This is a genomic window from Roseibium sp., assembly GCF_965229775.1.
In the GTDB taxonomy this organism is placed as follows: domain Bacteria; phylum Pseudomonadota; class Alphaproteobacteria; order Rhizobiales; family Stappiaceae; genus Roseibium.
The window spans coordinates 2,892,215-2,917,932 of sequence record NZ_OZ245929.1; the positions used below are offsets into that span (position 1 = coordinate 2,892,215).

Consider the following 25,718-nt stretch of genomic DNA (forward strand, 5'->3'; position numbering starts at 1 on the left):
AAATATTCGCAAATTCAGATTCTTATTCGAAAAAACCAACAAATCTCCCTCAATGTGGCAATTGCCACCTAACTCCCGCTGACGATCTGCCAGTCTTCCGTTGCACTGCTCTTTAGGTCTCAAAACAGGCAGGAGTTCATGATGCGAGAAATGTTCTTACTGTTATCGCTGGTTGGATCACAGACGATTGTCACCGGTGATATCGCGGCCAACGACAACGTCCGTCTTAAAGGCCTCAAGCCTCTTGGCGTGACTGCGCAACCAGCCCGGCTACAGCCGGTCAGCATTGAAGATCAGGACAGGCTGCGGCCTTTTTGAAAACCGGGCGGCGGACCGCGGTGAAGCGCGAGGCGCTGGTCTCGGCGGCAACGGCGAGAACGACGTCCCGATGATCACGCGCCAGGCATCCTCCCGATGATCCGCTGCTCTAAGCCACTCAACTTGGGCCCGGGCTCGACGCACGGAAGGACCCGGATTGCCGCCCTTGTGACATCGAGCCCGATTTCCGGGACCGTATGGAATGCCTTCAAATTCATGGAGACTGTTATGAAACGCACATTGCTTTTCTCAATTCCCTTCGCATTCTTGACCGGCTTTGCGGCTTTGGCATCATCGGGCGATCTTCCCGAAAGCCGGATCTCGGTCCCGGTCACGATCAGCCTTGCGGATCTTGCGCGCTACGCAAATGACCGGTTGCCATTGACACTCCACCAGAACGAATACGGGAGAACCTGCGTCGAACCGGAACGGGCATGCACGAAGGTTCCCGAATTCCGCGGTTTCAAGGTGACCATGAAGAACCGCTGCGTCGAAGTAACGCCGCGGATCGATTGCACCATTTCCGAGCTGGTTCGGCGCGAAGGCCCGCTGCGCCTTTCAGGCAGTGGTGGACAAATCATCCTGCAACAGGATGTTTATGGCGCCGGCACCGTCAGGGGGCGCGGTGACATCGGAAGGAACATCCGGCAGACCGTTCGGGCGAACGCGCAGATGACGATCGCGGCACGCCCGCGCATCCTGCCTGACTGGACCCCGCATCTGGACCTGGACATCTCCTACAGGTGGCTGCAGCGCCCGGAGTTCAGACTGTTCAACCTGTTCCCGGTAACGCTCGGCAGCACGCTCGGTCCCCCTCTGGACAGGGCGATCAGCGACTTCAAAAACAATGGCTTGAAGGCGGAACTGGCGCGGATCGATCTGAAATCTGCCGCAGACAGGCTTTGGCAGGCTGTCCAGAAACCGCATCGTCTGGAGCTGCCGGGCAACGAGGCACTCTACCTGCATTTGAGGCCTCATACCGTGGGGCTGGTGGGGCCGTCATTCGACAACCGCGCTCTTCATGCGCGTTTGGACATTGCACTGACCGCGCAAGTGACCAGCGAGGCGACCGGCCCGGCCAGAACAAGTCTCCCCAACATGACGCCGATGAAGGATGCCGGGGTTGCCCTGAAGGTGCCGGTGCGCCTTCACACGGAAATGCTGAACGCGATTGCTGCGAAATCGTTGCCCAGAACCTTTTCCCTCGGCGAAGAGGGCAGTGTGACCGTCACCGTGCACCAGGTGCTTGCGAAAATTGACGGCACGCGGTTGTCCCTGGATGTCGTGGTCGACGCGGAAGGAGGTCCGCTGACCCTTGAGCGGGAAGCTGTCCGCATCTCCACACAACCGTCTTTCGACAGCGTCAGCGAGGAGATTCAGTTCTCCGATATCGAACTGACCTCGGCCGATGCCGGACTTGCAGGTATCGCGAAGTCGGCGATGTTGAGCGCTGCCACGGTTTTCTTGGCAGACACGTACTCCGTCGAACTGAACAGGGAAATCGCCTCGTTGGAAAGGGCAATGAATGCAGCTCTCAACCGCGATCTGACGCCGGAGTTCACCCTGACCGGAAGCGGCGAGTTGGAAGTCTCCGATCTGCGCCTTTCGCCGGAAATGTCTTCCATTGAGCTGACGATTTCAACGACGGGCAACATACGTGTCGTCGGCTTCAATCCTGTGAGGTGAAGCGATGCTCGAGAATGAAAACGGAACGGGACAGGCCTTTACTGGGAACGGGCCTGTTCCAGAAACGAACACTGGGTCCGGACAGGGCCGGAATGTACAGGGGCATGCCTGGTCAATCTTGCTTGCGGCCATCCTGTTTCTCTTGGGCGAAAAATCATTGGTTCTCGCACAGATGGGGCTCCGTTTGTATGACGGCGAACCGTCGAAAGTCTCGGCAGCTTTTGAAATCGCGCTGGCGGGCCTGGCGATCGGCACCGCCGCTGTCATTATCCTGACAGTGAGTTTCCGCGACTTCGCAAAGCAGGATGCGATTGCCATCGTTACCGGATTGGTAACCGCAACGCTGGCGGCACTTATCAATATCGGCGAGGCTCTCTGGATCAAGCCGATACCATCCGATCCTCTCGTCGTGCACCAGGCTTTGTTTTTTTTCGCTCTGTGGCTGCTTTTGCTGCCTTTGCCGTATTTTGCCAGCATGGTTCTGAATGGAACGCCGGACGGCCGCCCACTCAAGCTGCTTGCCACGATTGCGTTGGCTCTTGTCATTGCAACGCTTGTCGGGGCGTTGTTTCGAGTGTTTTCCGGATTTCTGCTCTTCACCGCCTTTCCGAACCCTGCGGTAGAAAACCGGGAGGTTGCCTTCGACCGGCTACAGTTTGCGCCCGACATGCTCATCATGCTGGGGGCGACATGGATTGCCGCGACGTTTCTGCCGCGGCTGGGCACAGGGTGGCGACTGTTCTATGCCGCGCTTGCCCCGATCTGCGGGTACGCTTACGGAGCTTTCCTCAGTGACGGCGAAAGCAGCCGCAACTTCGCATATGCAGCGCTCTCTGCTTCGGCACTTCTGCCTTGCCTGCTGTTCTGGCCCTTGGCAGGACGGCCAAGCCGCACGCACCTTGTCCAGATCGTGGCATTGACGGGGATTGCCTGCTCGGCATCCATGTATGTCGGATTTGCAAGACATCTCGATCTGGCCGGCTCCGAACAGATCGTTCTTGCCCTTCTTCAGGGTGCGGCCGGTGTACTCCTCGTGTTGTGCGCGGTCGCCGCGTTCGCTCTTTCGGAACGGCGTCTCAATTGGCAACCCTTTCCGGACTGAATCGGCATTTGTCGCGATGTTTGCGTTTTTGGAGGAGCGAGAACCGCGCGCAGGTGATCACAACTCCCTTTGAATCTTGCCGTTACTGGCGTTACCAAGGGCTGAAGCAAAACAACGCGCGAGATCCGACAGCGGGCATATGGCAGACACTTGCGTCATTTTCGATCTGGACGGAACGCTCGTCGACAGCGAGATCCTGTGCAACCAGGCCTTTGTCGATCTGTTGCCGGAACTGGGTGAAACGGCGGAGCAGTTGATGCGCCGCTACCGCGGCATCAAGCTCGACCTGACCCTGGCTGATCTTGAAAAACAGCTCGGCAGGTCACTGCCGGAAACGTTCGAGGCGACCTACCGCGAACGTGTCGCACAGCTGTTCGATGAAAGGCTGCAGCCGGTGCCCGGTGCAGCAGCCATGCTGGAGAGCCTTGACCGGCCCAGATGCATTGCCTCGAGCGGGCCACCGCAGAAAATCGCCCATTCGCTGAAGGTGAGCGGTCTGGCTTCGCATTTCGGGCCCAACATCTACAGCTCCTATGTCGTCGGTATATGGAAACCGGAACCCGGCCTCTTTCTGCACGCTGCCCGCGACATGGGATTTCCTCCGGATCGCTGCATCGTCGTCGAAGACAGTGACGTTGGCGTTCAGGCCGCAAAGGCGGCCGGAATGACGGTCCTGCGATACGACCCGCATTCGGAAGTCAAGTCTGATGAGAGGTCGATCGTCTTCAGCGAGATGTCCCGGTTGGCGGGGCTGATTGACAGTCTGGCAGCGGGTTGATGGTCTCGCAAACATCGCCGAATGTTCCATGGCGGGATTCAGGGATGCGCTCGGAACCGTTATTTAATTGAAGCCGCGAGATGTTTTACTTTCTGACGCGATCATATCTCGATTTTATATTATGTAAATATTAAATATATATAAACTAAATAGAAATAGGTTTCTTGAACATAATTTGAAAAATGAAGATAAATTTTCCATTTTTTTGCGAATCGGTCTATTTTATTTTTAGAGAAACGCGGATTGATTGAATTCATGCAGCCAAATACATGTAGTGAACGGAAGATCTTATTTGTTCACAATCCAAAGGCGGCGGGAACAAGTTTTCGCAAGTGGCTGGGCATAAACAATCGCTTCAATCACTTCTTTCCGTCGACCCACACGCCCGTCAAGATCTGGAACGACTATACAGTTATCGTTGTTGTCAGGGATCCAATTGAACGTGCGATCTCCGGGTACAAGTACCTAACGCATGAAAGCTACCAGGGTACGTTTCGCAAAATCTATCCGGATTTGCCAAGCTGGGATCCCCTGACTTTCTTTTCCCGGATGTTCAACGAACAGATTATTGTCGTGCCGCCGCAGTTCAAGTACGCAACGCATTTCCTCTCCAACAAGCCCCCGGACTTCTTGCTGAAATTCGAAAATCTGGACACAACGGAGCTGGCAAGGCACCTGAAAATCAAGGAGCCGTTCCCGCGGGAGAACATCGGCAAAAACAGGAGCCCGATCGAATTACGCGAAGACCTTTATGTGGCGTTGATAAGACACTACCGCGTTGACTATTTGCTGTACGACTACAGGCCGAAACCCTATGACGTATTCATGGACGAACAGCACGGGTTGAAACAGGCTGGCTGACCAACCTGAGGCCGAGCGTGAATATCACCGCGAGCCTGTGACAAAAAACCGCCCGCATGATCTCTCACACGGGCGGCTTTGCTGATATCGGAGGCGCTTGATGGCGCCGGTTCCGGCCTTTGCTCCAGCCTTAGTCCATCTTGCGCAGGCGTTTGACAAGGGACGAGGTGTCCCAGCGGCCGCCGCCCATTTTCTGCACGTCCTTGTAGAATTGGTCGACAAGGGCGGTCACCGGCAGGCTGGCGCCGTTTTCATTGGCGGTGGCGAGACAGATGCCGAGGTCCTTGCGCATCCAGTCGACGGCGAAACCGTGATCGAAGTGATCGTCGAGCATGGTTTCGTAGCGGTTGACCATCTGCCAGCTGCCGGCAGCGCCGCCGCCGATCAGGTCGATGACCGCGCGCCCGTCAAGCCCGGCCTTTTCGGCAAAGTGCAGGCCTTCCGACAGCCCCTGGACGAGACCGGCGATGCAGATCTGGTTGACCATCTTGGTCAACTGACCGGCACCGCTTTCCCCGAGCCTGACGCATTTCTTGGCATAGGCGTCGATGAACGGCTCTGCCGCGTCATAGGCCGCCTGGTCCCCGCCGCACATGACCACCAGCTGGCCGTTTTCAGCGCCTGCCTGTCCGCCGGAAACGGGTGCGTCGACAAAGGAGATGCCGCCGGCTTTGGCAACGCCGTAAAGCTCACGCGTGACCTTGGCCGAAACGGTGGTGTGGTCGACGAAGATCGAGCCGGACGCCATGTCCTTGAAGGCGCCGTCGTCCCCGAGGCAGATCGAGCGCAGATCATCATCATTGCCGACACAGGCCATCACGAAGGCGGCGCCGGCCGCCGCTTCGCACGGGGTCGCCGCGAAACCGCCGCCATATTCGGCCGCCCATTTTTCCGCCTTGGCCGTTGTGCGGTTGTAAACCGTCACGTCGTGACCGGCCTTTTGCAGGTATCCGGCCATCGGGTAGCCCATGACGCCAAGCCCAAGAAATGCAACCTTTGCCATTGAAAGTCCTCTTTGTTCAAACCTGTGTCTCGTGATTACCGGCCGTTCAAAAGGGTCCCGCCGCCCGTTGCGGGACGCCGTGTGACATTGCGCCTTCGGGAATGCCGGTCTTGTTCAAATTGACTTAAAGGTGTTGGCGCGCCCGTGCAACCGGGGCAGCGGCTGACCTGACGCGGATTTTATGCCGCCCTGTCGAATGCCGCGTTCCTTCGCCGCCGAAACGGCGTAGACTGCGAACGGCGGCATCGTCGCGAACGATTTGAGGAAAGGTCGGCGGTTTGAGCGGCAAGGGCGAGGACAGAACAGGCGGGCTGATGCGGCTGCTGCGGATTTCCGCCGTGGCGCTGGTGACAATCCTGGTCGCCGGTCTGGCCGGCGCCTATGCGGTTGCGACCCTCGACCTTTATTCCTCCGTGCGCCAGGATCAGGCTGCTCAGGTCCTGACCCGGATTTTCGACCGCCCGGTGGAGGTGCGCGGGCAGGTCGTGCTCACGCCGGGCCGTCGTCTCGGAGTGAAGATCGAGGACACCTACATCGAGAGATCATCCGGTTCCGCCAGGGGAGAGGGGCGCGTCTTCGACACGGTGGAATTCGACGCGCCCTATGGTCTTTTCCGCGGTGACGTGTCCGGCATCCGGAACTTCCGCATGAGCGGTGCGGATATCGAATACCGCGCCGATCCGTCCGGCGAACGCCGGCAGACCTGGTCGTTCGAACTGCTGTCGATCCTCCTCAACAATCCAGTCTTCGACAATCTCGAACTGACCGATGTCGAGTTCCACTTCATCGACGAGGCGGACGGCTGGAACGAGGTTTTCAGGATCGAGACATTCAAGCTGGAGACAACCGAGACATCGCCGTCGACGGAAGTCAGCATCGAGGCAGCCGTCAACGGCACACCGCTGAGTGTTTCGGGCGTGGTGCCCTCGTCCGTTTGGGTGCGCGACAACAACAGCCGCGGACCGTTCGACCTGACGCTCGCCTTTCCCGGTCTTGAGAGCCGTCTGAGCGGCACGGTCGACACCTCGGCGAAGGTCGCGCGCATCGACGGCGACCTGTCGGCAAAATCCGGCTCCGTCACGAAACTGCTGGCGTCGCTCGGCCTTGAAAGCGCGGTCGAGGGCAAGGCGACGCTTGCATGGCAGTCGAGCGGTCCGATCGACGGCTTCGACATTGCCGGTCTGACCTTCGAGTTCGACGGCGACGACGGCGATGTCATCCATGTCGAGGGTTCGGTCTCGGATGTGTTTCAGGGATCAGTCTTTGACCTGGACTTCACGTCGACGCTTGCGCAGCCCGAAGCGGCCTCGAGTTCCTCGCTTTCGATCAACCTGAAGGAGATTTCCGGACGGGTCAGCGGACCTGTTGAGGCGCTTTCCATCGACCGGACGATCGTGACGACGAATGCCGTGCTGCTGGAATTCGACGAGATCGGGCCCATCTCGGTCGGGCGTATCATCAAGGGTGACGGAAATCGGATCGGCCTGAGCGACATTACCATCCTCGACGGGCCGGAGGGCGCGCCGTATCTGGTCATGAAGGGTGACGTCGAGGACATCCTGGCGCTCAAGGGAGTGACGCTGTCAGGTACATTCGAGCTGCCGACAGCCATTCTACTCAACCGGCCCGCGACCGACGCACCAGGCCTCGGCACCGTCAAGGGAACGGTTGTTGTCGGGGAGACTTCCGGGGCACTCGGGCTTGAGGAGCTACGCGGCAAAACGGCCGGGACGGACCTTCTGAATCTCGGGTTCGCCCTCGCGATCCGGGAATTCCGTGTGCTAAACGAATTGGAATTCTCGACCGAACTGACCTTGCCGAAACCGGAAGCGGCACTGGCCGAACTCGGCATCCAGACCGACAGGACCTTTCCCGAAATTCGTTTCTCCGGCTCCAGCGGGCTCTCTTCGGATGGAGCCAACTTCACGGGGGATCTGGTTTCCGGCGCAACGCAGGTGAATGCGGACCTCCAGATCGGCCCGGCGGAGACAGATGGCAAGTGGATGCTGACCGGTGCGATTTCGTCTAAGGAGATGGACTTTACCGATCTGGCCGCGCTCTCCGACTTCGCGCAGTTGAGCGTGGCCGGCGAGGAAAACGGCCCCGACATAGAGCTGACGAAGGAGTTCGAGGCCGCCCTGAGTGCGCGTGTCGAACTGGACGTGAAGAAGATCGTCTCGGGCAAGAAGCACGCCGGCAACCTGACCGGAACCCTGGAATATGACGCCGATCACCTCAAGCTGGCCGGGCTGAAGCTCGACTATATCGGCGGCACGGTCAGCGGCGATTTCGGCGTCGACCTCGGCCAGGAAAGCCACCCGGCCCATGCCCACGGACGCATGGAGAAATTTCCGCTCAGGAGCCTGATGCACGAGATTGGCCTGACGGCGCCGATTTCCAGTACCGTTTACGCCAGCTTCGATGTCACCGGCAATGCCCGGTCTGAAGTCGGCTTCCTGAAGACGCTGTCCGGCAACGTCTCGGCGTCGCTCTGGGGCGGAACGCTGCCGAACCGGCTTCTGGATCTGACCGGGCTGAACGTCTTCACCTGGCTGGTGACCAGCAACAAGGACCACACCAGCAAGCTCGTCTGCGCGGTGCTGCCGCTGCATTTCAGGAACGGCGTCGCGACGTCCAAACGCCTGATCGTTGAAACGGAAAATGTCCAGCTTGTCGGTGCGGGCACCGTGAACCTGAGATCCGGCGCGCTGGATCTTTCCTTTGCGCCCCGCGCCAAGCGCAAGCAGCTTGTCGAAATCGTATCGCCGTTCGAGATCCACGGCACGCTCGGCAAGCCCGATGTCACCGTCAAGGATGCCGGGCCGGGCAGGGCCATCGGCGAGGTCGTGTCGCTGCCGCTCAATCTTGTCAGCCACATTTTCAGGGGCTCGGGTCCGATCGACGAAAAGGCACGCCCCTGCACCCTGCCGAAAAACACCGGTCCCAAGTGAACCGACATGCTGTCATGCGGTTGCGAAGCCGGTTCACCCCGCTTTCAGGCCGCGCACCTCGGAGGCACGCGCACCCGGGGTGACGCCGAACCAGCGCTTGTAGGCACGGATGAAGGCGGGGGAATCCGAGTAGCCCAGAAGGTAGGCGATCTCCGGCAGGGAGAGATCGCTCTTGTGCAGGTATTCTTCGGAAAGGTTACGCCTGACGTCCTCGAGCACTTCTGAAAACGTGGTGCCTTCGTCGGCAAGCCGCCGTGCGAAGGTCCGCTCGGTCATGCCCAGCTTGGCCGACACCGTGCCCGCGGAACTCTGGCCGCGCGGCAATCCGTCGATCACGTGAAACTCGACATTGGCAAGAAACGACTTGGGGGCCGAGCGCCGCTCTTCCAGCATCCGGTCGGCGACATTGGACATGAGCGCCAGCAGATCCTTGTCGGAATGCACCAGCGGTGTCGTGAGATCCGAGGCGTGAAACACGATTCCGTGCATGTCGCTGCCGAAAAAGATCGGGCAGCCGAAAAAGAGCTTCATCTCCGCAGGCGCTTCGGTGCGCTGGTGGTGAAAATGGATCTCCGCCGGTCTGAGGATCCTGCCGGTTCCATAGCGGTAGTTCGACACGATCGCGGCCATGCCCGCCTCGTTGGCCTGCCGCTTGAAATAGGAACTGCGATCCACCTCCTGGTAGGAGAGTTTCGCGGTGGTCTCGGTCTTGGCGAGCGAGAGCCGGTAGCTGTCGACGAAGATGTTGACGTATTTGACGTGGTTCTGGATGGCCTGTTCCAGTGTTGCCGCCGAGATGCCGAGATAGGCGATCACCCCGAACGTGCCGGTGGGCGTTGCCTTGCCGACATCGAAGCCGAACAGGTCGTCATCAAGATACTTGGCCGCCTGTTCCAGAAAGGCATCGGATTTCTTGAGCGGGACCCGGCGGTCGAAGCCTTCGAGGTCCCCAGGGCTCAGCCCGGCCGCCTCCAGAGCGTCGGCATGATCCGCGCCGCGGGTTTCCATCACCTTCACGGCGGCCCTGATCAAGGCGGCGTCGACTTCGGCTTCGCTCAAAATGGCCTCCCCCAGGCAATTTGGCACGAAATGACAGCATATTGGCTGGCGCTGACAATCGGAAGCGCGATTGCGCACCCAAATAACAATTGTACAGACGGTACTGATAAAACAAAGAAATTCCGCACGATAAAAACCGTCGGTAAATTACAAAGTCGTCGCGGAAAGATTGCCTACTCCGGCTACACGGTTGTTCGTCGCGCCTGTTCTGCCCCCCCCATCGGCCGCGACGAACCGGCTTTGGTTCCCGACCACGGCCGGCCGTGAGCCTCATTGACCGCGCTTCGGCGCGGTCTTTTTGTTTTTGCGGCTCGAAATCCCCTCTTCCGGGCCATGTTGCCGGTCACAGGCAAAAGATTCTCGTTGTACTGCGCTCTGGACGGCACTAGCGTGGCGATTGTCGGTTCGCAGCAGATACGGCTGCCGGTCGGCTCATCTTCCACTCAGCCAGTTCACAAGAGGCGTTTCATGGCGCAGTTGCCGAATTCTCTCGAAGCCCGCGATATCGCTGTTCAACTTCATTCCTACGCCGACGCCCGCCGTCAGGAAGACACCGGCTCGCTTGTCATCGACAAGGGCGAGGGGATCTACGTGGAAGACATCAACGGCAAGCGCTACATCGAGGGCATGGCGGGCCTGTGGAGCGTCGCTGTCGGGTTCGGTGAAAAGCGTCTGGTGGAGGCCGCGGCCCGCCAGATGGAAAAGCTGCCCTACTATCACACCTTCACCTACAAGACCCACGGTCCCTCCATCGAGCTTGCCGAAAAGCTGATCGAGATGGCGCCGGTGCCCATGTCCAAGGTCTATTTCACCAATTCGGGCTCGGAAGCCAACGACACCGCGGTCAAGCTGATCTGGTACCGCTCCAACGCCCTCGGCCAGCCGGAGCGCAAGAAGATCATCTCGCGCATGCGCGGCTATCACGGCGTGACGGTTGCCTCCGCCAGCCTGACCGGCCTGCCGAACAATCACAGGTCCTTCGATCTGCCGCTGCCGCAGATCCTGCACACGACCAGCCCGCATTACCGCACGATGAAGCAGGACGGCGAGAGCGAGGCAGCGTTCGCACAACGCTGCGCGCAGGACCTGGAAGAGCTGATCCTCGCCGAAGGACCGGAGACCATCGCGGCCTTCTTTGCCGAACCCGTCATGGGCGCAGGCGGCGTCGTGGTGCCGCCCGAAGGTTACTGGGAAGCGGTCCAGCCGATCCTGAAGAAATACGGCATCCTGTTTGTTGCCGACGAAGTAATCTGCGGGTTCGGGCGCACGGGCAACATGTTCGGCACCGAGACCTTCAACCTGCAGCCGGACATGATGACGCTGTCGAAGGCACTGTCGTCCTCCTACCAGCCGATCTCCGCGCTTCTGATCAACGACACCGTCTACGAACCGATTGCCGACGAATCCCATCGCATCGGCGTGCTCGGCCACGGCTATACCGGCAGCGGCCATCCGGTCGCAGCGGCCGTTGCTCTGGAGAACCTGAAAATCATCGAGGAGCGCGATCTGGTCGGTCACGTCAAGGAGATCGCACCGACATTTCAGGCGCGGCTCAAGGGGCTCGGTGAGAACCCGCTTGTTGTCGAGACGCGGGGCATCGGCCTGATCGGCGCGGCGGAACTGCATCATCCGGCCCATTCCGACACGCCGGGTTCCCTCGGCGCCGCAGCCAACGCGATCTTCCATGAAAACGGCCTGATTTCGCGGGCGATGCTGGATGCCATGGCGTTTTGCCCACCACTGATCATCACCGAGCAGCAGGTGCACGAAATGTTCGATATTGCCGAGCGGAGCCTGAAGAAAGTGGCCGACGCCCTATGACCGGCTGGTCGGTCGTCGGCACCATCAGCGGGACCTCCGCAGACGGCATCGATCTGGCGGAAATCAGCACGGACGGAGAGACGATCGGCCGCTTCGGTCCGTCTGAGACAACCGGCTACCGGCCCGCGACGCGCGAAAGTGTGTTGACGGCCGCCGGACTGAAGGGCGAGGGCCGCCAGGACTGGCCGCAAATCGCGCGGGATGTAACCGGGGACCATGTCGCCGCCATTCGCGCCTTCATCGACCGGCATGCGCTCAAGCCGGACGCGATCGTGTTTCATGGCCAGACGGTCTGGCATGACCCGAAAGCGGGAGAAACCATCCAGCTCGGCGATCCGCAGGCGCTGGCGGATGACCTTCGCCTGCCGGTCATCGGCGATGTGCGCCTCGCGGACATGGAAGCGGGCGGCGAGGGCGCGCCGCTGGTGCCGGTCTATCACCGGGCACTTGCCAAGACGCTTGTCGGCACGGACCGCGAACCGCTCTGCTTTCTCAATATCGGCGGGGTCTCCAACCTGACCTTCATCGACGGCGACGGTCTGCTCGCCTTCGACATTGGTCCCGGCAACGCGCTCCTTGATGATTGGGTGAGACGTCATGGTGCGGGCGACTTCGATGCCGAAGGAGCAATTGCCGCCAAGGGCGCGGTGGCCGAAGCGCGTTTGACCGAGGCCTTGAAACACCCGTTCCTGTCCGAACCCGGACCGAAGTCGCTGGACCGCTACAGCTTTTCCGGCAGCTTTGTCGACGGCATGGGGCTTGAGGACGGCGCGGCGACGCTGATGACCTTCACCGCCGAGGTGATCGCGAAGGCCGAAGGCCTGTTGCCCCGCAAGCCGCGCCTGTGGCTCGTCTGCGGCGGCGGCAGGCTGAACCCGGTCCTGATGCAGGCCCTGCGCGACCGCCTTTCGGGGGACGTTGTTTCTGCGGATGAATTCAGGATCGACGGGGACGCGCTTGAAGCACAGGCAATGGCGTTTCTTGGAGCCAGGCTGAAGGCGGGTTTGCCGACAACATTCCCGGAGACGACGGGTGCAAGCCAACCTGTGGTCGGCGGGAAGGTTTTTCTTCCCGAGGCGTGATGGCAAAGTCGCGTAAACTTGCCGCATTCTGCCGGACTTTCAGGCACCAAGTCCGATCGCCCGGTTGACCTTCCGGCCCGCATTCACGGCCAGATAGGTCGGATAGGGTGCGCGCTGGCTGACGTCGATGTCCCGCTTCAGCCACTCCCGGTCTTCCAGGAGACACAGGGACTGGGACAGTGCGCGGTCCGTGATCTGCCCGAGCCCCGACTTGATGGCCGAAAACCGTTTCGGGGTTTCGGTGAGGGCAAGGATCGGGACCGCCCAGCTGCGTTTCAGAACCGAAAACGCGTCCTCGTCCGGCACGCTTTTCAGGATCCGGCTTGCCATCGCAGCCACGACGGCACCTTCCGCGGTCAGGCGGAATTCCGGCCGCAAGGGATGCCCGTGGCCCGGGTTCCTCTCGATCATCTTGAGCCGGATCAGATGCTCCAGGCTGTTGGCGAATGATGTGCGGCTTGCGCCTGTTGCCGCGACCAGCGGTGCCTGCCGTCCCGGGACGCCGTCATTCAGCAGCGCCAGTATCTTCAGCGACCAGGCCTTGGATGTGAGCTTGACAAGCAGGTCTAATTCCATAAAGTATATTTAATATATTTTTGATACATAGGAAAGTGTCATGCCCGTCGTTTCTCTGGAAAACACAATCACCTTGGCCCTCTCGGTACGCGACAGGCATGCCAGCGCACAGTGGTATGCGGACAATCTCGGTTTCGAACTTCTCTATCATGCGGACGAAGCCGGCTGGAGCGAACTGCAGACCCTGACAGAAGGGGTCACGCTGGGGCTTGGGGAACAGGTCGAGACGGCACCCGGCAACATGGTTCCGGTATTCGGCATCGCCGACATCTCGTCCGCACGCGCCGCCCTGGAAAAGGCAGGCGTGAAATTCGACGGCGACACGGAGACCATCGAAGGCATGGTCAGCACCGCGACATTCTACGATCCGGACGGCAATGCCCTCATGCTGGCGCAGGATCTTTCGAAATGAAACCGGGTCCGGGCAGCGTGCGAGGAGGCGTTAACCCGTATTGAACCTCCTTCCCCGCACTCTTACTTGCTTAAATCCTGTCTTGACGCTAACCAGACCCAATGAACGGATCTGAAATCTACAAGCGTCTTATCGGTCTTATTGAGGACAGGGTGCTGAAGCCGGGTGACCGCCTGCGGGAAGCTGACCTTGCCGAAGAGTTCGGCGTCTCGCGGACGCCGATCCGCGAGGGCCTGAAGCGGCTCGAGGCGCAAGGGCTGGCCGTTCACGAGCCTAACCGGGGCATGGTCGTGCCGACACTCGATCACGGCCAGATCAACGAAGTCTATTTCATGCGCGAGATGCTGGAGGGAACGGCCGCCGGCCTTGCCGCCAAGCACGCTTCTGCACCGGAAGTCGAAATTCTGCAGGATCTCGTGCGGGAAGACCGCCAGCGCATGGCCGACAAGGACAGCCTCGTGCGCTCCAACCGGGACTTTCACCGGCGCCTGTGCCTGGCCTCGCACAACCGGTACCTGGTCGACCTGATCGAGCATCTGCGGCTTTCGCTGATCCTGATGGCCGGAACCACGCTGGATACGCCAGAACGCCGGGAAACGGCGGTCGAAGAACATGCCGCCATCGTGGAAGCGATCGCGAAGGGCGACAGTGAAGCGGCCGAGGCGGCCGCACGCCTGCATATCGCCCACGCCCACAAGACCCGCCTGCAACAGATTTGAGTAACGCGGAAAAGGCGCTGCCGGCGCGCCCTCAGGGCGCAATCCAGCTTGCGCTTTTGAGGGTCCCGCTTTCGCCATAGGAAAACCTGGCCCGCAGATTGTTGTCCCGCGCCAGCCGGCACCAATCCAGGGAGACTGCCCTGAAGAAGAGCACTCCGAACCGCTCCTTTCCGGTTTCCTCCGAGGGGACGTCCTGATCCCTGTAGACCGGACCATCCACGGACGGAAGTTCGTCCCCGGGAGGCCCACCCTGGTAGGTGGCCCTTGTATGCAATGGCAAGCGGCTCCAGACCTGCTCGGCCGCGTGCGAACCGGGCGGCGCCAGTTCCATTTGTCCGCGCAGCCGCAACTGCAGTCTCAGGGCATCCGAATAGCCGAGGATCGTCGTGTTGCCGTTATCCTGTAGCTCCTGCCATTTCGGGCTTCTCGTATCGGTGTGAAACTCCAGGACGCGTGTCGAAATCTCCACGGACCGAAGCACGACAGTGCGCGCTTCGGGGAACTGGCAACGGCCAAGCGACGCCAGGGTCAGGTATCGGAACGGCTGCCGGGCATCGGCGGCGGCCGCGTCCAGCGCGTCCCAGGCTTCCCGGTCGATGGTGGTCAGGTCTTGCTGCACGGGGCGTCCTCGATTGCGTTTCACTTACTTCCGGAATTGCGGGTAGACCTTGTCGAGATGCGCCTCCATCGCCGTCAAGCCGTCTTTGAAGACCCGGTCCCGGCCGATGCCGATGCGGAAGTGATCTTGCGGCGTGTCGCCGAGATCGCTTGCATAAATGGACGAGGGCAGCAGCAGCACACCGCTTTCCTCGATCAGTTTACGCGTGAAGGCCTCGACGCCGTCCGGGCCGCAATATCTGGGAAAGGCGACGCAGCCGCCCATCGGGCGTTGCCACTCGAAGAGATCCGGATAAGCGCCGAAGACCCGTTCGAGCGCCGCGGCATTTTCCAGCATGATCGACCGGTTGCGCGACAGGATCTTCCGTCTTGCCTTCAGTGCGATCAGCGCTAGGACCTCCGACGGCCCGGAATTGCAGATCGACAGGTAATGCTTGAACCGCTCTGTTTCTTGAAGGAGGTCTAGGTCCTGCGACGCGATCCAGCCGATCCGCAATCCCGGCAGTCCGTAAGCCTTGGACATCACGTTGAGGGAGATGCCGCGTTCGTAGATATCGGCCATCTGCGGCATCCGGTCGGTCTCGTCCAGTTCGACACCGCGATAGACCTCGTCACTCAGGATGTAGATGCCTTGCGTTCGGGCGAGCGAGACCAGGGTTTCGAGATCATCGCCGGACAGGAGCGAACCGGTCGGGTTGTGCGGAAAATTCAGCGAGATCAGTTTCGTATTCGGCCGGATGGCATCTTTCAGGCGGTCGAGATCGAGACGCCATCCGCCTTTCGAGCCGTTTGAAACCGAAGGAGGGGCATAGTCCATCGGCACCCCGGTCACGTCGCAGATGGACAGGGGAATGGTCTCCGAGCCCTGATAGTTGGGCGTTGGCACGATGGCATGGTCGTCCCGCGTCAGGAGGACATTCGGAACGGCGTAGAGACCTTCCCCGGCCCCTGCCAGACACAGGATGTTGCTGTCTGAAAGCCGGTCATAGGTGCCTGCAATCTCCCGGCGCAGCACCGGTGCTCCCCAGGTTTCCGTGTATCCCAGCCAGAGGGTCTCGAAAGCCGCGCGGTCCTCGCCCGACGCGAGAGAAAGAAGCTCCGACAGCGGCATGCTTTCAAGATCGGAGGCCGTCATATGGTGTTTCGCGGTGAATTCCCACCTTGAAAAAAACACTTCCAGGCCGAAATCCCGCATCGGGCGCGGGGCGGTTGCGGTCAAGTTCATTCAGACATTCCCGTTGCATGGTGTAGCCCGTGCCCGATGCCGTCGACACCTGCACGCGGCACTCCCGCAGCCTGCGAAGACATGTTTTCGATCCGCTGCAAGAGAGGCACTTTGCTTGCACGAGGTTGCGCGTGATTACAAGACGGCCCGCATGCGGCAGATGATTGAAGAGACAGGAAATGCTCTTCTTGCCGTCGGTTCACAAAGCCGGTTGCCCGAGTCGCCCGACCGCCATGAGCTTGTCGATTGAAAGGACCAAATTGGCCAGCGCGGCGATACCGATCACCGTGAAGGTGAGCAGCATGCCTGTGACGCGGAACGCCATGGGTTCCGGGTCACTGCTGACACCATAGGCGTGAACGCTCCGGCCGACGAGCAGGAACAGGCCCAGCCCGTAAAGCAGCCAGTGCGCACCGCCAAGAAGCTCCAGCATGAGAAGCAGCAGGAGCGCGAACGGTGTGTATTCGGCGAAGTTGCTGTGGACCCGCATGCGCCGCAGCATGAGATCGTTGCCCCGGTCTCCGAGACTTATTCTTTCCGTGCGGCGCGCGCCAATCACCCGGATGCTCAAGAAGACGTAAAGCAGGGCCAACAGGCTTGCGACAACAGGGGTGATGACGATGGTCACGATATTCTCCAGCACCCGGCAGCAAGTATGTCTTTCAGCGCCGGCACGCGCCGGCAGACTGTAAAAGATACGCCGAACCGGCGGGGCCGGTTCAGCTTGTGTTCTTGTCAGTTGGTGCCTGAGGCCTCGTCAGCCAACAGCACTACTGCTTTGTGTACTCATCGTGATACTCCGAGATCACCTTGCGTGCAAAGGCGCCGATTTTCGCATATTCGGCTTCGGTCAGGTTGGCGAGGGACACGCGGGCGGAGGCATCGACCACTTCAAAGCCTTTTCCGGGCAGGAGAACGACGCTTGTCTCCTCGGCCAGGCGGAACAGGAAGTCATAGCCCTTCTTGTTGGCAACGAACCAGTCCGCGAAGGCGTCCCCGTAAAGTCGTCCGCTCAAATGCTGCAAATTGATCAGCGTGTAGTAGTTGACGTCGTTGGGTTCACGGTGCGGTGTCACGCCCATGTTGAGTTCAAGCGTGTTAAAGCGTTTCCGGATCAGGCTCTTGGCCGCATCCTTGTAGCGGTCGTCCCGGTCCAGCAGACCGGCGAGGGCGAACAGCATCATCTGGATCTGCTGCGGCGTCGACGCACCTGCCGTGTGATTCAGCGCGACGGCCCGGCTGTCGGCAACCAGCCTGTCGATGAACCTGATGTCGCGTGGCGCCGTCGTCAGCGAGGAATAGCGCCGGTCGAGTTCCTTTTTCTTGTCTTCGGAAAGAGCGGCGAGCGCCTCGTCGAAGACATTGTCCTCGTGCAGAGCGATCACGCCGAGCCGCCATCCCGTCGCTCCGAAATACTTGGAGAACGAATAGACGCACAGCGTGTTGCGCGGACACTTCGCGAACAGCGAGACGAAATCGTCGGCAAAGGTGCCGTAGACATCATCCGTCACAACGAAAAGGTCGGGCCGCCTTTCGTTGATCACTGCCGCGACCCTGTCGAGGTCGTCGGGGGAAAGCTTGACGGAAGGCGGGTTGCTCGGATTGACGATGCAGAACACCTTGATATCCGGGTCGTCCAGCTTGGCGAGTTCCTCGTCGCTGAATTGCCAGTCGGCACCTTCCTCCATCCGGATATCGACAATGGGCATGTCGTATTCCGGCAGCGGCGGGATTTCGAGATAGGGCGAGAAGATCGGCGTGCCGAGCGCGACCTTGTCTCCCGGCTTGACCAGTCCGTTCGCCTTCAGCGTCTGGAAAATATAGGTCATGGCCGCTGTCCCGCCTTCGGTCGCGAAGACGGAAAACGGACCTTGTTGCGGCTCGTTGCCGAACATCTCCTTGGCCAGATACGCGCCAACGATTTGCTCCGCATGGGTGAGCATGCGCGGAGGCACCGGGTAATTGCAGCCGAGAAATCCCTCGACCATTTCGTGCAGAAGCTCGTGCCGGTGAATGCCGAGCTGGTCCTTCGCATAGGAAAGCGCGGCGCGCAGAAACGTGGTGCCGTCGCGGTCCTCGTGCCGATGGATGAAATTTTCAAACCGGAGCAACAAACCCTCCTTGTCGGGCAATCCGCCGAAGCCGCTGTCCAGATAGGAGTAGGAGCGCTCGGCTTCCTCGACCGAGAAGTCGCCGAGACGCAGAAAACCCCGGCGCGGATGCGTTGCGAGAAAGTTCGGATTGCCCCGGCCGGCATTCAGCATCATGCGCTGGGCCGCCGAGGAGGCAATCTCGATAAGCTTGTCCTTGAGTTCGAACGGGCTGAGTTCCTGATACTGGGAATAGTCTTGTGCACTCATCGGAAATCTCCCGGAAATTCACTGGGCCGGATTGGTGGAAACGAGGCCGACGATGAGCGGCCCCCAGAGGGTCAGCAGCACGTTGGCGACGGCATATGTGACGGTGAAGGTAACGACCGGGGTCGCGTTCTGGGCCTTGCCCAGAAGGGCCGCGAAGGCGGGATTGGCGCTGCGGCCGCCGGCAACACAGGCAAGTGCTTCGATCGGGTTCTGGATCCGCAGCACGTAGTAGGAGAAGAAAAAGCCTATGAACTGCGGGATCAGCGTGACGCCGATGCCGAACAGGAAGATGCTCATGCCCTGTTCCTGCAGCGTCGTCAGGACCTGGGGACCCGCGCTGATGCCGACGACGCCGACGAAGACGGCGAGGCCGAAATCCCTGAGGAAATTCACGGCACCGGTCGGCAGTGCGGCATAGCGTGGATGTGTGCTCCTGAGCCAGCCGAACAGGAGCCCCGACAGCAGGCAGCCGCCGCCGCTGCCGACCGAAACCGGAACGCCGCCGATCTTGATTTCGATGAGCCCGAGCAGCAGCCCGAGCGTCATGCCGATGCCGAAGAAAATGAAATCGGTCACCGCGGCGGATGTGATCGGATAGCCGAGGGATTTCTGAACGGCGTTCAGATCCCGCGGACTGCCGGTCAGCTGCAGTTCATCGCCCTTGTGAATTTCAAGGTCCGGCAGCAGCGGCAGTTCGCGGCCCATGCGGTTGACACCGGTGACGAAGACGTCGTTCAGGGCGTTCGATCGGGTGTGATCGTGAATGCCCTGCAGCTTGTTGCCGGCATAGTCAGGATTGGTCAGAACGATGTGCCGGTTTTCAAGCACAAGCCGGTAACCGTCCGGCGCCTGGGTTTCCGTGCCAAGTGCGATGGCCGGATCGTCTAGCGTCGAAACGAGACCAGTCACGGCAACGACGTCGCCGGCTTGAAGCGATTGTGCGTCTTCCAGGTGGATCTCCAGGCCGGACCGCAGCACGGCTTCAACCGCGGCGTCGTCGAGGGACGCGTCGAGCTCCTGTGCCGACCTGCCGACAAAGGCAGCATCGCTGCCGAGTTGGTAAAAGCGGGTGTCGATGCGCCGCGCGGCGTTGAACTGGCCCGGTTCCAGCTCGGCCGCACCGCCGGACATCTTTTCGGCCAGCTTGAGCGCTTCCTTGCGGATGTCCCAGCGCATGACGGTCGGAAAGAACCACGTGACCATGATGATCGGGCCGATCGAGCCGAAAATGTAACAGACCGCGTAACCGACCGCGATGTTGGTTTCCATGATCTGCTTCAGATCGGCTGAAACACTGAGCTTCTGGATCGTCTCGCCGGCCGTTCCGATGATCGCCGACTGGGTCAGGCCACCGGCGGCAAGGCCCGCTGCGGTGCCCCGGTCCAGGCCGAAGCTCCACGCAAACACCAGCACCGTGAGCAGCCCGAGAAGACACATGACCGCGGCAGAAAGAAGCTGGTTGAGTGACTTCAGCGACAGGGCCCGGAAGAATTGCGGTCCGCCCTGGTAACCGACCGCGTAGATGAACAGCGCGAAGAAAATGTCCTTGACCGCGCTGTCTATCGTGACCCCGACCTGCCCGAGGACGACGCCCATGATCAGGGTCCCGGCGATGCCGCCGAGAACGAAATTGCCGATCTTCAGTTTGCCGGCAAAGTAACCAAGCGCGACTGCTATGAACAGGAATACCAGCGACGACTGCGCCGCCAGCCACGTCAAGACATCCATCAAAAACCTCCCTTGATTGGTGCAAAGGAGAATTTCACCAACCCACGGACGGACTATCGCCGGTTTTGCCGCCTACGGCAAATATTTCTTCGAAATCGTTATTTCTGTCAGTGCTTTAACATTCGACGATGTTAACGGCGAGGCCACCCTGCGAGGTTTCCTTGTACTGTTCCATCATGTCCATGCCGGTCTGGCGCATGGTTTCGATGCACCCGTCCAGCGGCACGAAATGCGTTCCGTCGCCGCGCAGGGCGAGCGAAGCGGCAGTCACCGCCTTGACCGAGCCGAGTGCGTTGCGCTCGATGCACGGAACCTGAACGAGGCCGGCAATCGGGTCGCAGGTCATGCCGAGGTGATGTTCCAACGCGATCTCCGCAGCGTTTTCGATCTGCTCGTTGGTGCCGCCGAGTGCTGCGCACAGTCCGGCGGCCGCCATCGCCGACGCAGACCCGACTTCTCCCTGACAGCCGACCTCGGCGCCGGAGATCGATGCGTTCGACTTGATGATCCCTCCGACGGCGGCAGCCGTCAGAAGAAACACGCGCACGCCGGCCTGATCGGCCGAGGGGCAGTGGTCGAGATAATAGCGCGTGACGGCGGGAATGACGCCGGCCGCCCCGTTGGTCGGTGCGGTGACCACCCGCCCTCCGGCGGCATTTTCCTCGTTGACCGCCATGGCGTAGACACCGAGCCAGTCGACCACGCTGTGTTCGAACAGCGGATTGCTCCGGCCCTCGCGGATGAGCTGCTGATAGATGTCGGCGGCACGCCTTTTCACCTTCAGGCCGCCGGGAAGAATGCCGGCCTGGGTAATGCCCCGGTTGATGCAGGCGTCCATCGCTAACCAGAGCCGGTCGATCCCCGCCTCGACCTCCTCTACCGACTTGCCGGCACATTCGTTGCGCAGCTTCATCTCCGCGATCGAAAGACCCGCCTCGCGGCCCATCTCGAGCATCTGCTTCGCCGTCGCGAACGGGAAAGGGACGCTCTGTGCCGATAGGTCAGCGCCCGGTGCGTTAGTCGTGTTGCGGAGTTCCGGTTCGCTGACGACGAAGCCGCCACCGATGGAATAGTAGACGTAGCTGTCGATCTCGGAGCCCGTCTCGCCCAGAAGCCGGAAGGTCATGCCGTTGGCATGCAACGGCAGCGGCGGGCCGTAGTCGAAAACGACATCCCGCGCGGGATCGAAATCAAGTTCCGGCAGACCCGCAATGCGAAGCTTCCGGTCCTTTTGAATCGCATCCAGCAACGGCTCGACGCAGTCCGGGTCGAGTGTGTCGGGGCGCTCGCCCAACAGGCCGAGGCAAATCGCCTTGTCGGTCGCGTGACCTTTCCCCGTGAACGCAAGCGAGCCGTGCAGGGTCACGGTGAGGCGAGCCGCCTTTGCTTCGGCTCCGGCCAGGCCGCGCACCCTGTCCAGGTACCGGCCAACGGCCACCATCGGGCCGACAGTGTGTGAGCTTGAGGGACCGATCCCGATCTTGAAGATGTCGAAGACGCTGATGAACATGGGGTCTTGCCGTGTTTCAAGGTGTTGCAGACTTGGTGACTTGCCCGCACACGCTACCAAAACGGTCTGCGGCGTCCGATGCTCATACGGGCAAATATGTGCTGATTGCGACATCCGGCATGGCGACCGCAGGTTTCTTGCCGCTGCCCGGACATCGGCCGGGATGTGGTTGTTTGCCGGACCGGGCTTTGATAGCGTGCGGCCTTTCTCTCCACCTTCCGTTCCAGAAGAGCCGTTGATGACCTCACCGCACCCGCTAGATGAGACCGATACCTTAGCCCGCAAGAAAGACGCCTTTTCCATTCCTGAAGGCGTGACCTATCTCGACGGCAATTCGCTCGGAGTGCTGCCGAAACACGTTCCGGAGAGGATCGCCGATGTCATCGGTACCGAGTGGGGAACGAGCCTGATCCGCGCCTGGAACACCCATAGCTGGATCGATCTTCCCCAGCGGACCGGTGATCGGATCGGCCGTCTCATCGGAGCGCCGGGCGGCACGGTGGTTGCCTGCGACAGCACGTCGGTCAACGTGTTCAAGGTGCTGTCCGCCGCCTTGTCGCTCAATCCCGGCCGCAAGGTTATTCTGTCCGACAACGGCAATTTCCCGACCGATCTTTACGTGGCCTCCGGGCTGAAGGACCTTCTGGCGCGCGGTCATGAACTGAAGATCGTCGCGCCGGAGGAGGTCGGGGCCGCCATCGACGACAAGGTTGCGGTCATGATGCTGACCCAGGTCGACTACCGGACGGGCCGCGTTCACGACATGGAGGCGCTGACGCGAAAAGCGCATGAAGCCGGGGCGCTTGCGGTCTGGGATCTTGCCCATTCGGCGGGAGCGATCGAGGTCGATCTGGAGGGAACCGGCGCCGACTTCGCGATCGGTTGCGGCTACAAGTACCTCAATGGCGGTCCAGGCGCGCCGGCCTTCCTCTATGTTGCGGCCAGGCACCTCGATCAGGTCACCTCGCCGCTGACCGGCTGGATGGGGCACGAAGCCCCGTTTGCATTCGATCTCGACTACAGGCCGGTCTCGGGCATCAGCCGCATGACGGTGGGAACGCCGGCGATCCTGGCGCTTTCCAGCCTTCACGCTGCGCTGGATGTGTTCGAGGACGTCGACATGGCCTCAATCCGGGCCAAGTCGGTTTCGCTCAGCGAATTGTTCATTTCGGAAGTCGAGGCAAGATGCCCGCAACTGACATTGGCGAGCCCGCGCGACCCGGATGCGCGGGGCAGTCAGGTATCGTTCCGGTTCGAGGAAGGCTATGCGGTCATGCAGGCCCTGATCGCGCGCGGCGTCATCGGCGATTTCCGCGCGCCGGACGTGATGCGCTTCGGGTTCACACCCCTTTACCTGTCCCACGGCGATATCATCGACGCGGTCACGGTTCTGGAGGACATCCTGAAAACCGGCAGCTGGGACCGGCCCGAGTTCAAGACGCGCGCCAAGGTCACATAGCGGCCAGCCGTTGCTGCGTTTCCAGCATGGACAGGAACCGCTCGAGGGGCACCGGCCTGGAATAGAGGTAGCCTTGGTACCGGTCGCAACCGTTCCTGGACAGCCACGAGCGTTGTTCGATGGTTTCGACCCCTTCGGCGACGACATCCGCACCGAGCGCCGTGGCCAGCGACAGGATGAGTTTGACGATCTCCCCGCCCGCATCGATGTCCTCCATGAACACCCGGTCGATCTTGATGCCGTCGATCGGGTAGTTGTGGAGATAGGCGAGGTTGGAGTAACCGGTGCCGAAATCGTCGATGACGATCTGGTAGCCGCATTCCTTCAGCGTCGCCAGCGTTTCGCGGGCGTTGGGAATGTCACCGAGGATCACGGATTCGGTGATTTCCAGGGAAATCCTGTCAGGTGCGCAGCCGGTCTGGTCGGGCAGGGTCTTCATGAAGCCGAGAAACCCGCTGTCGGACAGTTGCCGTGGTGACACATTGAGCGCGAGCGTCAGCGGGACGCAGTGTCCAAGCTCGTCCAGACGTTTCTGCAGCTTGGCGACCTCCCGGGCGACCCATGCGCCGATGTCCGAAATGAGCCCGGCCTCTTCCGCAATGTGCACGAAATCATCCGGTCCGATGAGGCCCCTTTCGGGATGCTGCCAGCGCAACAGCGCTTCGCCGGAGACGACCCGGTCGGAACTCGTGCAGGCGATCGGTTGGTAGTGAAGGATGAATTCATCCTCTTTCAGCGCGCGTTCAAGGTCCTTCTTGATGGCCCTGTGTTCATCGCGCAGCCGGCGCATGTAGGCGTCGAACCGGACGCATTTGTTGTTGGCATCGGACTTGGCCTGGTAAAGCGCCAGATCCGCATGTCTCATGAGTTCGTCGACCGTGTCGCCATCTTGCGGGAAACAGGCATAGCCGATACTGAGGCCGACTTTCCTCTGTTTGCCCTCGATGACCCTTGGCCTGGCAAAGGACTGCAGCAAGGCGTGGCCGAAACGGCCAGGTTCCTTGCCATCACTACCTTCCAGCGTACAGATGAGAAACTCGTCGCCGCCATGCCGGGCAATCACGTCTTCCGGACAGGCGAGGGACTTGAGTTCGTCCGCGACGATCTGCAGGAGCGTGTCGCCCGCCGCATGTCCGAGGGAATCGTTGACCAGTTTGAAGTCGTCGAGATCCAGAAGATAGAAGGAAGCGGTCTGGTTGTTCCGCTTCGCCGCATGCAGGATCAGCATGAGCCGCTCCTGAAGGTAGGTCCGGTTGGCCAGGCCCGTCAGCGTATCGTGGCTTGCAAGATACTGCGCGCGCTCCTTGGTTTCGTGAAGCTCCGTGACATCGGTCTCGCTGACGAGGTAGGCGGGCTGGCCGGTCACGGCATCGTGGCAGGCGCGAACCGTCAGTTCATGCCACCGCGGCCCCGATCTCGTTTTGACGCGGGCGACGAATTTGTGCGTGCGTTCGCGTTCGACGATCTCGAACAGGTCGGTCGCGTCTTCGGCATGCACGAACTGTTCGAGAAAAGGTGTGTCAAGCGTGGGTGAGGCCGCACGTGAGGCCGTGTTCCTGTAGAGTGACGTACCTTCCTTGGAGAACAGCGAAATCATCACGGTGGTGTGCAGAAGCGCTTCCGCGCTGCGAAGCGTTTCCGGTTGCTGCTCGTGGTGCTCGCGGCCTTCGCACAGGAGTGCCATCCGGCCGTCGCGCAGGCGGATGCCGCTCATCGCGATCTGCAGCACCTTCGGCTTGCCCTTCGGATAAAGTGTCCAGATCTCTGAAAAACTGACGTCGCTGGTGCAGAAGTCCTGCTGATATTGCCGCAGGCGCTGTTCCACGGCGGGCGACATGTCCGCCCCGAGGTCGCGCGATTGCAGTTCCTCCAGGGAGAGAGCGTCCGTGATTTCCAGCGTCTTGCGGTTGGCCCACAGGTAGCGCTTGTGGTCGAAATCGAAAATCCAGACAGCCGAGTCGAGACGGTCGTAAAGCTCCAGAAGGATGCTTTGATCGACTTTGCCCTCGGCTATGTCGATCTGGACAGCGCTTTCACCTTCCACGTCATTTACGAACAATTCCGCGCGGTTCGACAGTTTTTCCTCCAACGAGCAACCACGACTTCGGCCGCATACCGGTTCAGCCTGATGTCACTTAGTCTTCTTGTTTTTCGGTCCTGTCCGACTGCGATTGCCGCAGGCGTCCCGGAACAGTAATCGAGAATTCCTGAAGCCGGCCTAAGAATAATGTTTCAAATTGAATTCGCTGAGGAAAAGTCGTTGGGTCATCGTCAAATTTACGTAGTGAATGAAGGGCGAATTCTTTGTTGGGCGCATTTTTGCTTCCGTTCCCGGATGGTTCAACTTCGCGTTTGGCGAGAGTTCTGGAGACTGTACACGTGAAATTCGGCTTTGTAGACTCCGGTTTCCGCCGCTTGCGGGAACAAATGCCGGGGAGATAACCGCAACT

The 25,718-nt window shown here is 60.5% G+C and carries 21 protein-coding genes; 11 read left to right on the forward strand and 10 right to left on the reverse strand.

Features of this window, described 5'->3' with window-relative positions:
- Positions 1 to 141: 141 nt before the first annotated feature.
- The 5 genes from ACO07N_RS13135 (at position 142) to ACO07N_RS13155 (ending at position 4,745) form a co-directional block, all read left to right on the forward strand.
- Positions 142 to 318: a hypothetical protein gene (locus tag ACO07N_RS13135; protein ID WP_421981443.1), complete on the forward strand. Its 177-nt coding sequence runs from the start codon at positions 142 to 144 to the stop codon at positions 316 to 318.
- Between the two features lie 228 nt (positions 319 to 546).
- Positions 547 to 2,004, forward strand: coding sequence for a DUF4403 family protein (locus ACO07N_RS13140; RefSeq protein ID WP_421981444.1), 1,458 nt, complete (start codon positions 547 to 549; stop codon positions 2,002 to 2,004).
- A 172-nt stretch (positions 2,005 to 2,176) separates the two neighbouring features.
- On the forward strand, positions 2,177 to 3,106 hold the full coding sequence (locus ACO07N_RS13145) for a hypothetical protein (protein WP_421981445.1): 930 nt from the start codon (positions 2,177 to 2,179) through the stop codon (positions 3,104 to 3,106).
- A 139-nt stretch (positions 3,107 to 3,245) separates the two neighbouring features.
- Positions 3,246 to 3,884: an HAD-IA family hydrolase gene (locus tag ACO07N_RS13150; RefSeq protein ID WP_421981446.1), complete on the forward strand. Its 639-nt coding sequence runs from the start codon at positions 3,246 to 3,248 to the stop codon at positions 3,882 to 3,884.
- A gap of 243 nt (positions 3,885 to 4,127) precedes the next feature.
- Complete coding sequence (locus tag ACO07N_RS13155; RefSeq protein ID WP_421981447.1) at positions 4,128 to 4,745, forward strand: hypothetical protein; 618 nt, start codon at positions 4,128 to 4,130, stop codon at positions 4,743 to 4,745.
- Positions 4,746 to 4,875: 130 nt separating this feature from the next.
- Here the strand turns inward: ACO07N_RS13155 and ACO07N_RS13160 are convergent, their stop codons facing one another.
- Positions 4,876 to 5,748, reverse strand: a complete 873-nt coding sequence (locus tag ACO07N_RS13160; protein ID WP_421981448.1) for an NAD(P)-dependent oxidoreductase — start codon at positions 5,746 to 5,748, stop codon at positions 4,876 to 4,878.
- Between the two features lie 278 nt (positions 5,749 to 6,026).
- Between ACO07N_RS13160 and ACO07N_RS13165 the strand changes: the two genes are divergently transcribed.
- Positions 6,027 to 8,699 (forward strand): AsmA-like C-terminal region-containing protein, encoded by a 2,673-nt coding sequence (locus ACO07N_RS13165; RefSeq protein ID WP_421981449.1) that lies wholly within the window; start codon positions 6,027 to 6,029, stop codon positions 8,697 to 8,699.
- Between the two features lie 33 nt (positions 8,700 to 8,732).
- On the opposite strand, the gene ACO07N_RS13170 is transcribed toward ACO07N_RS13165, so the two are convergent.
- The gene (locus ACO07N_RS13170; RefSeq protein WP_421981450.1) at positions 8,733 to 9,758 is read right to left on the reverse strand and encodes an AraC family transcriptional regulator; all 1,026 of its coding nucleotides are present in this window, start codon (positions 9,756 to 9,758) and stop codon (positions 8,733 to 8,735) included.
- A gap of 468 nt (positions 9,759 to 10,226) precedes the next feature.
- On the opposite strand from ACO07N_RS13170, the gene ACO07N_RS13175 reads away from it, so the two are divergent.
- Complete coding sequence (locus ACO07N_RS13175; RefSeq protein WP_421981451.1) at positions 10,227 to 11,579, forward strand: aspartate aminotransferase family protein; 1,353 nt, start codon at positions 10,227 to 10,229, stop codon at positions 11,577 to 11,579.
- Positions 11,576 to 12,661, forward strand: a complete 1,086-nt coding sequence (locus ACO07N_RS13180; RefSeq protein WP_421981452.1) for an anhydro-N-acetylmuramic acid kinase — start codon at positions 11,576 to 11,578, stop codon at positions 12,659 to 12,661. Before ACO07N_RS13175 ends, ACO07N_RS13180 begins: the two co-directional genes overlap by 4 nt.
- 39 nt (positions 12,662 to 12,700) lie before the next feature.
- On the opposite strand, the gene ACO07N_RS13185 is transcribed toward ACO07N_RS13180, so the two are convergent.
- Positions 12,701 to 13,237, reverse strand: a complete 537-nt coding sequence (locus tag ACO07N_RS13185; protein WP_421981453.1) for a winged helix-turn-helix transcriptional regulator — start codon at positions 13,235 to 13,237, stop codon at positions 12,701 to 12,703.
- A gap of 40 nt (positions 13,238 to 13,277) precedes the next feature.
- On the opposite strand from ACO07N_RS13185, the gene ACO07N_RS13190 reads away from it, so the two are divergent.
- Together ACO07N_RS13190 and ACO07N_RS13195 are read left to right on the forward strand one after the other, a co-directional pair.
- Entirely contained in the window at positions 13,278 to 13,649 is a 372-nt protein-coding gene (locus ACO07N_RS13190) for a VOC family protein (RefSeq protein ID WP_421981454.1), read from the forward strand.
- A 101-nt stretch (positions 13,650 to 13,750) separates the two neighbouring features.
- Positions 13,751 to 14,368: a GntR family transcriptional regulator gene (locus ACO07N_RS13195; protein WP_421981455.1), complete on the forward strand. Its 618-nt coding sequence runs from the start codon at positions 13,751 to 13,753 to the stop codon at positions 14,366 to 14,368.
- 31 nt (positions 14,369 to 14,399) lie between these two features.
- Here the strand turns inward: ACO07N_RS13195 and ACO07N_RS13200 are convergent, their stop codons facing one another.
- The 6 genes from ACO07N_RS13200 to ACO07N_RS13225 all read right to left on the reverse strand — a co-directional run bounded on the left by ACO07N_RS13200 (position 14,400) and on the right by ACO07N_RS13225 (position 21,809).
- On the reverse strand, positions 14,400 to 14,987 hold the full coding sequence (locus ACO07N_RS13200) for a pyridoxamine 5'-phosphate oxidase family protein (protein WP_421981456.1): 588 nt from the start codon (positions 14,985 to 14,987) through the stop codon (positions 14,400 to 14,402).
- A gap of 24 nt (positions 14,988 to 15,011) precedes the next feature.
- Positions 15,012 to 16,211 carry an aminotransferase class I/II-fold pyridoxal phosphate-dependent enzyme gene (locus ACO07N_RS13205; RefSeq protein WP_421981457.1) on the reverse strand — a complete coding sequence of 400 codons (1,200 nt, stop codon included), beginning with the start codon at positions 16,209 to 16,211 and terminating at the stop codon, positions 15,012 to 15,014.
- Positions 16,212 to 16,410: 199 nt separating this feature from the next.
- A complete protein-coding gene (locus ACO07N_RS13210) occupies positions 16,411 to 16,839 on the reverse strand; it encodes an MAPEG family protein (RefSeq protein ID WP_421981458.1) in 429 nt (142 codons plus the stop codon).
- A 142-nt stretch (positions 16,840 to 16,981) separates the two neighbouring features.
- Complete coding sequence (locus tag ACO07N_RS13215) at positions 16,982 to 18,571, reverse strand: bifunctional aspartate transaminase/aspartate 4-decarboxylase (protein ID WP_421981459.1); 1,590 nt, start codon at positions 18,569 to 18,571, stop codon at positions 16,982 to 16,984.
- Between the two features lie 18 nt (positions 18,572 to 18,589).
- Entirely contained in the window at positions 18,590 to 20,299 is a 1,710-nt protein-coding gene (gene aspT, locus ACO07N_RS13220; protein ID WP_421981460.1) for an aspartate-alanine antiporter, read from the reverse strand.
- 115 nt (positions 20,300 to 20,414) lie between these two features.
- A complete protein-coding gene (locus tag ACO07N_RS13225; RefSeq protein ID WP_421981461.1) occupies positions 20,415 to 21,809 on the reverse strand; it encodes an L-serine ammonia-lyase in 1,395 nt (464 codons plus the stop codon).
- A gap of 238 nt (positions 21,810 to 22,047) precedes the next feature.
- Here ACO07N_RS13225 and kynU point away from each other — a divergent pair, with 238 nt between their 5' ends.
- Positions 22,048 to 23,268, forward strand: a complete 1,221-nt coding sequence (kynU, locus tag ACO07N_RS13230) for a kynureninase (protein ID WP_421981462.1) — start codon at positions 22,048 to 22,050, stop codon at positions 23,266 to 23,268.
- Here kynU and ACO07N_RS13235 read toward each other — a convergent pair.
- Positions 23,261 to 25,357: a putative bifunctional diguanylate cyclase/phosphodiesterase gene (locus ACO07N_RS13235; RefSeq protein WP_421981463.1), complete on the reverse strand. Its 2,097-nt coding sequence runs from the start codon at positions 25,355 to 25,357 to the stop codon at positions 23,261 to 23,263. The two genes, kynU and ACO07N_RS13235, sit on opposite strands and share 8 nt — an antisense overlap.
- Between the last annotated feature and the right edge of the window lie 361 nt (positions 25,358 to 25,718).

Bases quoted from the DNA above. Each gene is read 5' to 3' on its own strand.
- ACO07N_RS13140 (WP_421981444.1), top strand. From the start codon at position 547: ATGAAACGCACATTGCTTTTCTCAATTCCCTTCGCATTCTTGACCGGC.
- kynU (WP_421981462.1), top strand. From the start codon at position 22,048: ATGACCTCACCGCACCCGCTAGATGAGACCGATACCTTAGCCCGCAAG.
- ACO07N_RS13215 (WP_421981459.1), bottom strand. From the start codon at position 18,571: ATGAGTGCACAAGACTATTCCCAGTATCAGGAACTCAGCCCGTTCGAA.
- ACO07N_RS13180 (WP_421981452.1), top strand. From the start codon at position 11,576: ATGACCGGCTGGTCGGTCGTCGGCACCATCAGCGGGACCTCCGCAGAC.
- ACO07N_RS13135 (WP_421981443.1), top strand. From the start codon at position 142: ATGCGAGAAATGTTCTTACTGTTATCGCTGGTTGGATCACAGACGATT.
- ACO07N_RS13225 (WP_421981461.1), bottom strand. From the start codon at position 21,809: ATGTTCATCAGCGTCTTCGACATCTTCAAGATCGGGATCGGTCCCTCA.
- ACO07N_RS13150 (WP_421981446.1), top strand. From the start codon at position 3,246: ATGGCAGACACTTGCGTCATTTTCGATCTGGACGGAACGCTCGTCGAC.
- ACO07N_RS13145 (WP_421981445.1), top strand. From the start codon at position 2,177: ATGGGGCTCCGTTTGTATGACGGCGAACCGTCGAAAGTCTCGGCAGCT.
- aspT (WP_421981460.1), bottom strand. From the start codon at position 20,299: ATGGATGTCTTGACGTGGCTGGCGGCGCAGTCGTCGCTGGTATTCCTG.
- ACO07N_RS13160 (WP_421981448.1), bottom strand. From the start codon at position 5,748: ATGGCAAAGGTTGCATTTCTTGGGCTTGGCGTCATGGGCTACCCGATG.
- ACO07N_RS13205 (WP_421981457.1), bottom strand. From the start codon at position 16,211: ATGAACTTGACCGCAACCGCCCCGCGCCCGATGCGGGATTTCGGCCTG.
- ACO07N_RS13190 (WP_421981454.1), top strand. From the start codon at position 13,278: ATGCCCGTCGTTTCTCTGGAAAACACAATCACCTTGGCCCTCTCGGTA.
- ACO07N_RS13175 (WP_421981451.1), top strand. From the start codon at position 10,227: ATGGCGCAGTTGCCGAATTCTCTCGAAGCCCGCGATATCGCTGTTCAA.
- ACO07N_RS13185 (WP_421981453.1), bottom strand. From the start codon at position 13,237: ATGGAATTAGACCTGCTTGTCAAGCTCACATCCAAGGCCTGGTCGCTG.
- ACO07N_RS13195 (WP_421981455.1), top strand. From the start codon at position 13,751: ATGAACGGATCTGAAATCTACAAGCGTCTTATCGGTCTTATTGAGGAC.